Origin of the sequence: Dyella sp., from assembly GCF_036568765.1 — a bacterium.
Classification (GTDB): domain Bacteria; phylum Pseudomonadota; class Gammaproteobacteria; order Xanthomonadales; family Rhodanobacteraceae; genus GSA-30.
The window spans coordinates 1-8858 of the sequence record NZ_DATCRY010000220.1; the positions used below are offsets into that span (position 1 = coordinate 1).

Here is an 8858-nt window from a genome sequence, read left to right on the forward strand (position 1 = left end):
GGGAGCGACTTTCGTCGCGACGATCGTGCCTTATCGCAAGTCCTTGTCGCGACTGAAGTCGCTCCCACAACGATAGGATCCGTTTTCGCTGTGTCCAAGTCATTGACAGGTTTTTAGAGGTTCCCTGAAGTCGCTCCCACATCACTAGGTTAATCTTTCCTATTTCTGTAGGAGCGACTTTCGTCGCGACGGGTGCGCCGAAACGCTTCAGGAAGGCTATAGCGCCTTCAAACGAGCAGCCAGCTCGTCCAGTCGCAGATCCATGCCCGCACCGGGAGAAACACGCGCCGCCAAACTTGCCTCCGGTGTACGGCCTGCGCCACTCGCTGCAGCCGCATCGGCTGCAGCACGATAAGCATCACGAAACGGTACGCCTGCGGCAGCTTGCTCGATGGCCACATCGGTGGCGTACATGGCCGGTTCGATGGCGGCGCGCATGGCCGTCTCGTTCCACTGCATCCGCGCCAGCAGATCCGGCACCAGTTCCAGCGCAGCCAAACCATGACGACAACCATGGAACAACGATCCCTTCGAGAACTGCAGGTCTCGCTGGTAGCCGGACGGCAACGACAGCAACTGCTCGATTTCCGTGCGAGCCGCGGCGACGCTGGCGTAGCTGGCGCGCAGCAGCTCGACAACGTCGGGGTTGCGCTTGTTCGGCATGATCGAGCTGCCGGTGGTGTATTCCGACGGCAACTTGACGAAGTCGAACTCGGCGGTGGTGAATAGCGACAGATCCCATGCCAGACGGCGCAGGTCCAGCAGTGCGCCGGCAATGGCTTCAAGCACTGCCATTTCGAATTTACCGCGCGATAGCTGCGCATAGATCGGCGAGACCTGCATGCGGGCAAATCCAAGCGCATGCGTAGTGTGCTCGCGATCGAGCTTGAGATTGACGCCATAACCTGCCGCCGTGCCAAGTGGATTGGCATCGATCAAGGCCAGGGTCTGGCGCGCACGCAACGCATTATCGATAAAGCCTTCCGCAAAGCCGGCAAACCACATGCCGGTCGAGGACACCACGGCACGCTGTAAATGGGTATAGCCGGGCAACGGCAACGCCGGTTGACCGGCGCGGTCCAGGCAGACCTGCGCGATGGCGCGGCAATGGGTCTCCAGTACGGCCAATTGCTCCTTCAACCATAGCCGGGTCGCGACCAGGATCTGGTCGTTGCGGCTGCGTCCGGTATGCACCCGCCGTCCCGCATCGCCCAGGCGCTCGGTCAGGCGCGCTTCAATGGCGGAGTGACCGTCTTCGTAACGCTCATCCAGCACGAACCGGCCTGCACGAAAATCCTCGGCCAATACATCCAGCTCGCGCTTGAGCGCCTGCGCCTCATCGGCGGAAACCACGCCGATATTGGCAAGCCCCTCTACATGCGCCTTGCTCGCGGCGATGTCGTGCAGGAAAAATTCCCGGTCGAGAATGACGTCGTCGCCGGCAAGAAATTTCATGATGCGTGCGTCGATCTTGATGTCGGCTTTTTGCCACAGTGGCTGCGTCATACTGCTGTCCTTTCCGAAGCGGGCGCGCGATGCGCATCCTTCAATAGTCTTGCCAACGCCGTATCGATCGGCAGCGTTTCGCGTTCGCCCGTGGCGCGACGCTTGAGTTCCACCAGACCCTGCTTGAGATCGCGCGGTCCGACGACGAGCTGCCACGGCAGGCCGATCAGGTCCATGGTGGCGAATTTGCCGCCGGCGCGCTCGTCTCGATCGTCGTAAAGCACTTCGATACCTGCCCGGCCAAGTTCCGTATAGAGCGCCTCGCATGCCATGTCGGTCTGCTCATCGCCCTGTTGAAGGTTGACCAGGCCCACTTGGAACGGCGAGACCGCGTCGGGCCAGACAATGCCGCGCTCGTCGTGCGCCGCTTCGATGATCGCGCCGAGCAGGCGCGACACGCCTACGCCATAGCAGCCGCCATGAATCGGGCGATCGGCGCCATCCGGGCCGGTGACCAGGGCACGCATCGGCTCGGAGTATTTGGTACCGAAATAGAAGATCTGCCCCACCTCGATGCCCCGCGTCTGCACGCGACGTTCCATCGGGACTTCGCGCTCGAAGCGTTCCGCCTCATGGACGTCTTCGGTAGCCGCATAAGGCGTGCTCCAGGCGTCCACCCACGGCGAGAGATTGCCCCGGTAGTCGACATCGTCGCCAGGCACATCCAGCGAGAGCAAGTCACGATCGACGTACACCGCCGACTCGCCCGTCTCGGCCAACACAATGAACTCGTGCGACAGGTCCCCGCCGATCGGACCGGTTTCGGCACGCATCGGTATGGCGGTGATACCCATGCGCCGGAACATGCGCAGGTAGGCGACGAACATCTGCTGGTACGAGCGGCGCGCACCGGCTTCGTCCAGATCGAAAGAGTAACCGTCCTTCATCAGGAACTCGCGGCCACGTAGCACACCGAAACGCGGGCGTTGTTCGTCCCGAAACTTCCACTGCACCTGATAGAGATTCATCGGCAGATCGCGGTAGGAACGCACCGCGCCCCGGAAGATCTCGGTGACCATTTCCTCGTTGGTCGGCCCGTAAAGAAGCTCGCGTTCATGGCGGTCGCGGATACGCAGCATCTCGGGCCCGTAAGCATCGTAGCGGCCGCTTTCGCGCCACAAATCGGCGAGCTGCAGCGTCGGCATCAGAAGTTCGATGGCACCGGCGCGGTTAAGTTCGTCGCGCACGATGTTTTCCACCTTGCGCAACACGCGCAGGCCCAGCGGCAGCCACGCATAAATGCCAGCCGCTTCCTGGCGAATCATCCCTGCGCGCAACATCAGACGGTGCGAGGCAATCTGCGCCTCGGCGGGGTTGTCTTTCGACGTGGGTAACAAATAGCGTGACAAACGCATAAAAATGTCTCGCTGAAGCGATCAGTCCTCGAGAGGAATGCCGGTGAGTTCGGGCACGCCGATCGCACGGTTGATGTTCTGCATTGCCTGCGTGGCTGCACCCTTGAGCAGGTTATCCAGTGTAGCGACGACAACGAGACGCTTGCCATCGACGGAAAGTGCAAAGCCGCCGATTTCCACGTGATGCCGGCCCGCGATCTTGCTTACCCATGGCGCGTCGTCCTGCACGGTGACCAGGGGTTCGTTCTCGAACCGATGGCGATAGCGCTGCACGATCTCGTCGAGCTTGGCCACCCGTGCGAGATACATGTTCGTCGTGACCGTCAGGCCGCGAAAATGCGGTGCCACATGGGGCAGGAATTCGATCGGCAAGCCAAGATGACGGCTGGCCTCTTTCTCGTGCGTGTGCCCGGTCAGCGAATACGGAATCAAGTTGTCGCGCAGCTTTTCCGGGTCATTACGATCGGAAGGCGTCGTCCCAGCGCCCGAATAGCCGGAAACGCCGAAGCAGACGGGCGGTGCGGCGAGCAGATCCTTGACCGGCGCGATCGACAACTGGATTGCCGTGGCATAGCAGCCAGGATTGCTGATCTTGTGTTCGCCGCGCCAACGCTCCCGAGTAAGTTCCGGCAAGCCGTAGTACCAGCGCTCATCGAAACGATAATCGGCCGATAGATCCAGCAGGATCGTCTCCGGCGCGACGATGTCCAGCGCCTCTACGTAGGGTGCGGCCTTGCCATTGGGCAGGGCCAGGATCACCACATCCGCCTTCTGCGCGGCCACGCCTTCCGGATCGAGGTTGGCGTAGCGCAGCTCACCGTGGAATTCGCCGATGTGGTCGGCCACGCGCTGGCCGTCCAGCTCGCGCGAGGAGACGAAGCCGAGTTCCAATGCCGGATGAGCGGCGATCATGCGAATCAGTTCGGCGCCGGTATGACCGCGCGCCCCAACAATACCGATGCTTTTCTTGTCTGCCATGGCTTGTATCCCGTCAATCGACCAGGGTCGGCTTGCGTGTGGCGCAATGGGCGACACAACGCGCGATAAGAGCGAAATCTTCGCCCAGGCCGTACCAGAATACTTTCCAGCGCTCCTGCTTGAGGCAACCGTCCGATTCGGAGTAGTAGAACGGGTTGACAGCGTTGCCGTGGCGCGAACGCCAGAACAGCTGCGGGTTTTCTTCGCGCATGACCAGCCACACCGCACGCCCCAGGCCCTCGCCCTGGGCATCGTCGAGCACGGCGAACTTGTCCAGATAGGCCAGGCCTTCTTCCTGGGTGAGGATCATCGCGGCGCGATAATTCTCGCTCACGTAGATGCGATACGGCTTCGTACGCTGAAAATAGTCCGGTACCAACGCGCGGCCGAAACTCGATTCGATCAATGTCTTCATGCGGTCGAGATCGACGCCATCCCAATTGTCGAAGGTCAGGACCTTCTCGCCACGACGTACCAACGTGCCCGAGCCCTTATGGGTGAACAACTCCTTAGCCAGCTCCGACGGGCGCGTGATCGACACCGACGAGGTCAATGGCAGATCGGCCAGCAAATCGGCGATCTGCTCGATCTTCAAGCGCATGCCGCCATTGATCCACGGCTGCTGCATCAGATGCTCGAACTCGGTGGACAGGTTGATCGAGTCGATCACCTTGCCCTTGTCGTCGAGCAAGCCACCCGTCCCGGTGAGGAATACGATCTTGTACGGTTGCAGCACACGCACCAGCTCGTTAGCGGCGAAATCGGCATTGATGTTGAGGATCTGCCCCTCGGCGGTTTCGCCGAGGCTCGCGATCACCGGAATGGAACCGGCACGCAGGCTGGCTTCGATCGGCGCCAGATTGATGCTGTTGACCTTGCCGACCAGACCGTAGGTGTCGCGATCGAGGTACTCGGAGGTAAACACGCCCGATGGCACTGAAGTAGCGCGCGTGTCCATGGCCTGCAAGGCTTCGACCAGGCGCAGGTTCTGATCCTGGAACACCTTGCGCACAATGGCCAGCGCCTGCGGCGAGGTTACGCGCAAGCCATTGACGGTTTGCTTGACGATGCCGGCAGCGGCAAGCTCTTCATCCAGCTGCGGACCGGCACCGTGCAATACGATCGGCGTCAGGCCGACCTGTTGCAGAAAGGTCAGCGACGAAGTCAGCGCCGGCAGATCGTCACGCAATACCGCGCCGCCCACCTTCACGACGGCAAAGCGCTTGGCGTCCAGCTGCGAGAAGCGCTTCAGGTATTGCTGGATCTCCTTCGCGCTGCCCATGCTCGAAAGCAGGCGCACGATGGTTTTACGAGTCTTGGCTTCGCTCGTCATGATGGAAGCGGCTCCGGTATTCAAGGCTTCGCTGAATTTTTCCAGCCGGGAGGGTTCCGTCCCGGCGTTCTCAAGATTGTCCACGGTCGATGATCCGGTAGATGGTTTCTGCGTAATGCTGCAATTGATCGAGCGCGACCCATTCGTCGGCCGCATGCGCCTGGGCGATATCGCCTGGGCCGTAGACAAAGGAGGTGTAACCGGCCGCTGAGAACAACGCTGCCTCGGTCCAGAAGTCCACAGCATTGCCGACGGGGATACCCAGCTCGTCGGCCAGATCGCGTGCAGCCAGGCGGCGCGCTTCGGCCGTGGCGGTATCGCCCGCAGGCAGCGAATCGCCGCGGAAGGTCTCGCCGTATTCGACTGGGTGCGGTTCGACCAAGGTGCGGAACCGTTCCAGCATTCGGTCGGCGTCCATCGAAGGCAGCGGACGGAAACCGAAGCGTACATCACCGGTCGGCGCGATCACGTTCGCCTTGATGCCGCCTTCGACCTTGCCGATATTGAAGCGCAAGCCAGTGAGGCCTCCGAAACGCTCGTGCGACTGCGCGGCGACGAAATCGAGCGCAGCCGCTCCCCAGCGGATAACCTGGTGAAGAGCGCTATCGGACGCTTTCTGTTCGCCTGACGCATGGCCCGCCCTGCCCTTGAAGCGCATCTGCACCGAATGGATGCCGCGATGCGCCAGCACCGCCTCGCCCTTGGTCGGCTCGGAGACGATCACTGCATCGTACTTCGGCTTCGTCTTGAGGAAACCGTCGATGCAGCGCGCATCGTTGGCTTCCTCATCGGTGGACAGCAGCAACGCCATGTCGCCCTGCGTGGCATTGGCTACCGCCACGAGCGCGGCGGCGGCGCCTTTGATGTCGCAGGCGCCGAGGCCGATCGCACGATCGGTCGTTACCTTCAGCTCATGCGGATTCTGCGTCCAATGCGGCGAATCCGGCACGGTATCCAGATGCACATTGAACAAGTACTTCGGGTTGCCGCGTACCGCATAGAGATTCACCGCACCGGCACCGAAATCGGTGACGGTCACGTCAAACCCCGGCAAATGGGCACGCAGATAATCGAAGATTCCGCCCGTGCCGATCTCGCGCGGCGGGTTGCGCGTGTCATGGCTGACCAGCGCGGCGAGATGCTTGAGGGTGGCGTCCAGCAGTGCATTCATGGAATCGGTTTCCTTAGTTTCTTATCGTCGGCTGGAATCGGCGCGATTGACTTCGGCCCATAGTGTGCTGCTCATACCGAACAATTTGATGAAACCTTCGGCTTCGGCCACGCCCCAGTCGGCCGATTGCGCGTAGGTCGCACCCTTGGCATTGAGGATGTGCGGCGAACGGATTTCGACGGCGGTCACCTGCGCGCCAGTGGTCTCCAGCACCACTTCGCCTGTGACACACTCCTGGCTGGAGGCCAGGAAAGCCTCGAGGTCGGTCTTGATCGGGTCGTGGTAGAAACCTTCGTACACCACCTCGACCCACTTGCGCGCCACTTCCGGCTTGAAGCGATTCTGCTGCTTGCTCAGTACGGCTTCTTCCAACGCACGGTGTGCGGCGAGCAACGAAATCAGGCCAGGGGCTTCGTACACGATGCGCCCCTTGAGGCCGATCGTGGTATCGCCGGTATACATGCCACGGCCGACGCCGTAGGGTGCGAACAACTGGTTGAGCTGTGCCAGCAGCTTGGCTCCCGGCAGCTTCTGCCCATTGAGCGACACGGCCTCGCCCTTCTCGAAACCGATCGTGACGCTGAGCTTTTCGGCCGGCCATTCGTTGCGCGGCTTGCACCAGCCGCGTGCACCTTCGCCCGGCGTCTTCCACTGGTCGATCTCGCCGCCGGACAGTGTCACGCCCAGCAGGTTCTCGTTGATGGTGTAGCTCTTCTGCTTGGAGCGCACATCGAAGCCGCGTTCTTCCAGATACTTCTGTTCGTAGGCGCGGGTCTGCGTATGCTCTTTCTGGATTTCGCGGATCGGCGCGACGATTTCGTAATCGCCAAGCGCTTTCACGGCAAGATCGAAACGCACCTGATCGTTGCCCATGCCGGTGCAGCCGTGCGCGATGGCACGCGTACCGAGCTCGGCGGCACGCTCGATGGCCGCATCGACAATCAGGTAGCGGTCCGATACCAGCAGTGGATACTGACCCTGATAGCCCTCACCGGCCTGCACGAACGGCTTGACGAAGCCCTCCCAGATCGCCGGACCGCCATCGACGGTGACATGGCTGGCAACGCCCAGTTCCTTGGCGCGCTGCTCGATATAAGCGCGCTCTTCGGCGTCGACGCCGCCGGTGTCGGCAAACACGGTATGCACGGCCCAACCGCGCTCCTTGAGGTACGGCACGCAGAAGCTGGTATCCAGACCGCCGGAAAAGGCGAGAACGATGTCTTTGCTCATGGTCTTGAAGAATCCTGATCGAACAATCAAACGGTTGGGGTCAAGGGGTTTCGGTAACGATGCGCGGTTCGCAGCGGACCGGGAAATTCAGCGAATTGGCGATGAAACAGGCGCGATGCGCATCCGCGTGCAAGGCTGCCGCCTTGCCGGCATCGCTTTGCGCCGTCACGGTCACCTGGGGATGCAGCACGATCTCGGTGAAGCTGCCCTGGCCACGGTTGAGGCTTAGCGTGCCTTCGGGGCGGTCTTCATACGCTGTCACGATCACGCCTGCGTCGGCAGCCAGATGCAGGTACCAAAGCATGTGGCACGAGGCTACCGAGGCGACCAGCAAGTCTTCGGGGTTGTACCGGGATGCGTCGCCACGGAACACCGGATCGGACGAGCCATGGATAGCTGGCTTGCCTTCGGCGCGGACTTCATGATCGCGCCCGTACGCACCATAGCTGCGCGTGCCTTCGCCCCGGTTGCCGGTCCAGCGGACATCGACGGTATAACGATGCTGTTCAGCACTCATCTCCAGCCTCCTCGGTCGCATGCATCAGATCGGCCAGCGCGGCATCGCCCGGCGCATTGCGCTTGCACAAGCCGTCGATTACACCGAGGCGGTTGTCCGCCGGATGGTTCTGGCTCAATTTGTATTTACCCTCGATACGATCGATATCGAGCTGTAGGCCAACAATGGCACCGAGCAGGCGTTCGATGTGATCGGCGGGCGCTTCGTCGATGCGCCACGGCTCGGGCTGGTCTGCCTCGTGACGCGACGTCAGCGCATCCAGCAGACCGCGCAGCCACTTCCGCTCGTCGATCACACGCAATCGGCCATGCACATGCACCACAGCGTAGTTCCAGGTCGGAACCTCTCGGCCGGTCTCCCGCTTGCTCGGATACCAATTCGGGCTGACGTACCCTTGCGGCCCATGGAAAACGAGCAAGGCCTGCAGTCCGTCGCATGCAACCATTTCATTGCCGCGCGCGACATGCCCGCAAAGTTTTCCGTCGATCAGCTCGAACGGCAGGTGATTGACCGCCACGCCCTCGGACCGCGGCACGATCGCCGTCGCGAACGGATGCGCGCGCATGAGCGCGTGCAGTACCTCGCTGCGGCTCTCGGCAAAGGCGCCAGGCGTGTACACGGTCTCAGCGTCCCGCCAGCAGCGAAGTCATCACCGCCTTCTGCACGTGCAGGCGGTTCTCTGCCTCGTCGATGGCAATGCACGCGGGCGAATCCATCACGGCATCGGTCGCTTTCACATTGCGACGCAACGGCAGGCAGTGACTGAAC

The 8858-nt window shown here is 61.7% G+C and carries 8 protein-coding genes and 1 pseudogene; all 9 read right to left on the reverse strand.

The window, feature by feature from the left end:
- Nucleotides 1–216 precede the first annotated feature (216 nt).
- On the reverse strand, nt 217–1506 hold the full coding sequence (argH, locus tag VIM98_RS15230) for an argininosuccinate lyase (RefSeq protein WP_331993958.1): 1290 nt from the start codon (nt 1504–1506) through the stop codon (nt 217–219).
- Complete coding sequence (gene proS / locus VIM98_RS15235) at nt 1503–2861, reverse strand: proline--tRNA ligase (protein WP_331993959.1); 1359 nt, start codon at nt 2859–2861, stop codon at nt 1503–1505. Before proS ends, argH begins: the two co-directional genes overlap by 4 nt.
- A 21-nt stretch (nt 2862–2882) precedes the next feature.
- Complete coding sequence (gene argC, locus VIM98_RS15240; protein WP_331993960.1) at nt 2883–3839, reverse strand: N-acetyl-gamma-glutamyl-phosphate reductase; 957 nt, start codon at nt 3837–3839, stop codon at nt 2883–2885.
- Nucleotides 3840–3852: 13 nt separating this feature from the next.
- Nucleotides 3853–5172, reverse strand: coding sequence for an acetylglutamate kinase (locus VIM98_RS15245; protein WP_331993965.1), 1320 nt, complete (start codon nt 5170–5172; stop codon nt 3853–3855).
- A 70-nt stretch (nt 5173–5242) separates the two neighbouring features.
- Entirely contained in the window at nt 5243–6343 is a 1101-nt protein-coding gene (locus VIM98_RS15250; RefSeq protein WP_331993961.1) for an acetylornithine deacetylase, read from the reverse strand.
- A 21-nt stretch (nt 6344–6364) separates the two neighbouring features.
- Nucleotides 6365–7573, reverse strand: coding sequence for an argininosuccinate synthase (locus VIM98_RS15255; RefSeq protein WP_331993962.1), 1209 nt, complete (start codon nt 7571–7573; stop codon nt 6365–6367).
- A gap of 40 nt (nt 7574–7613) precedes the next feature.
- Nucleotides 7614–8090: an OsmC family protein gene (locus VIM98_RS15260; protein ID WP_331993963.1), complete on the reverse strand. Its 477-nt coding sequence runs from the start codon at nt 8088–8090 to the stop codon at nt 7614–7616.
- Complete coding sequence (locus tag VIM98_RS15265; RefSeq protein WP_331993964.1) at nt 8080–8709, reverse strand: FMN-binding negative transcriptional regulator; 630 nt, start codon at nt 8707–8709, stop codon at nt 8080–8082. Before VIM98_RS15265 ends, VIM98_RS15260 begins: the two co-directional genes overlap by 11 nt.
- Before the next feature lie 4 nt (nt 8710–8713).
- Nucleotides 8714–8858, reverse strand: a pseudogene (locus tag VIM98_RS15270) (acetylornithine carbamoyltransferase); the annotation flags it as partial.

Bases quoted from the DNA above. Each gene is read 5' to 3' on its own strand.
- proS (WP_331993959.1), bottom strand. From the start codon at position 2,861: ATGCGTTTGTCACGCTATTTGTTACCCACGTCGAAAGACAACCCCGCC.
- VIM98_RS15250 (WP_331993961.1), bottom strand. From the start codon at position 6,343: ATGAATGCACTGCTGGACGCCACCCTCAAGCATCTCGCCGCGCTGGTC.
- argC (WP_331993960.1), bottom strand. From the start codon at position 3,839: ATGGCAGACAAGAAAAGCATCGGTATTGTTGGGGCGCGCGGTCATACC.
- VIM98_RS15255 (WP_331993962.1), bottom strand. From the start codon at position 7,573: ATGAGCAAAGACATCGTTCTCGCCTTTTCCGGCGGTCTGGATACCAGC.
- argH (WP_331993958.1), bottom strand. From the start codon at position 1,506: ATGACGCAGCCACTGTGGCAAAAAGCCGACATCAAGATCGACGCACGC.
- VIM98_RS15245 (WP_331993965.1), bottom strand. From the start codon at position 5,172: ATGACGAGCGAAGCCAAGACTCGTAAAACCATCGTGCGCCTGCTTTCG.
- VIM98_RS15260 (WP_331993963.1), bottom strand. From the start codon at position 8,090: ATGAGTGCTGAACAGCATCGTTATACCGTCGATGTCCGCTGGACCGGC.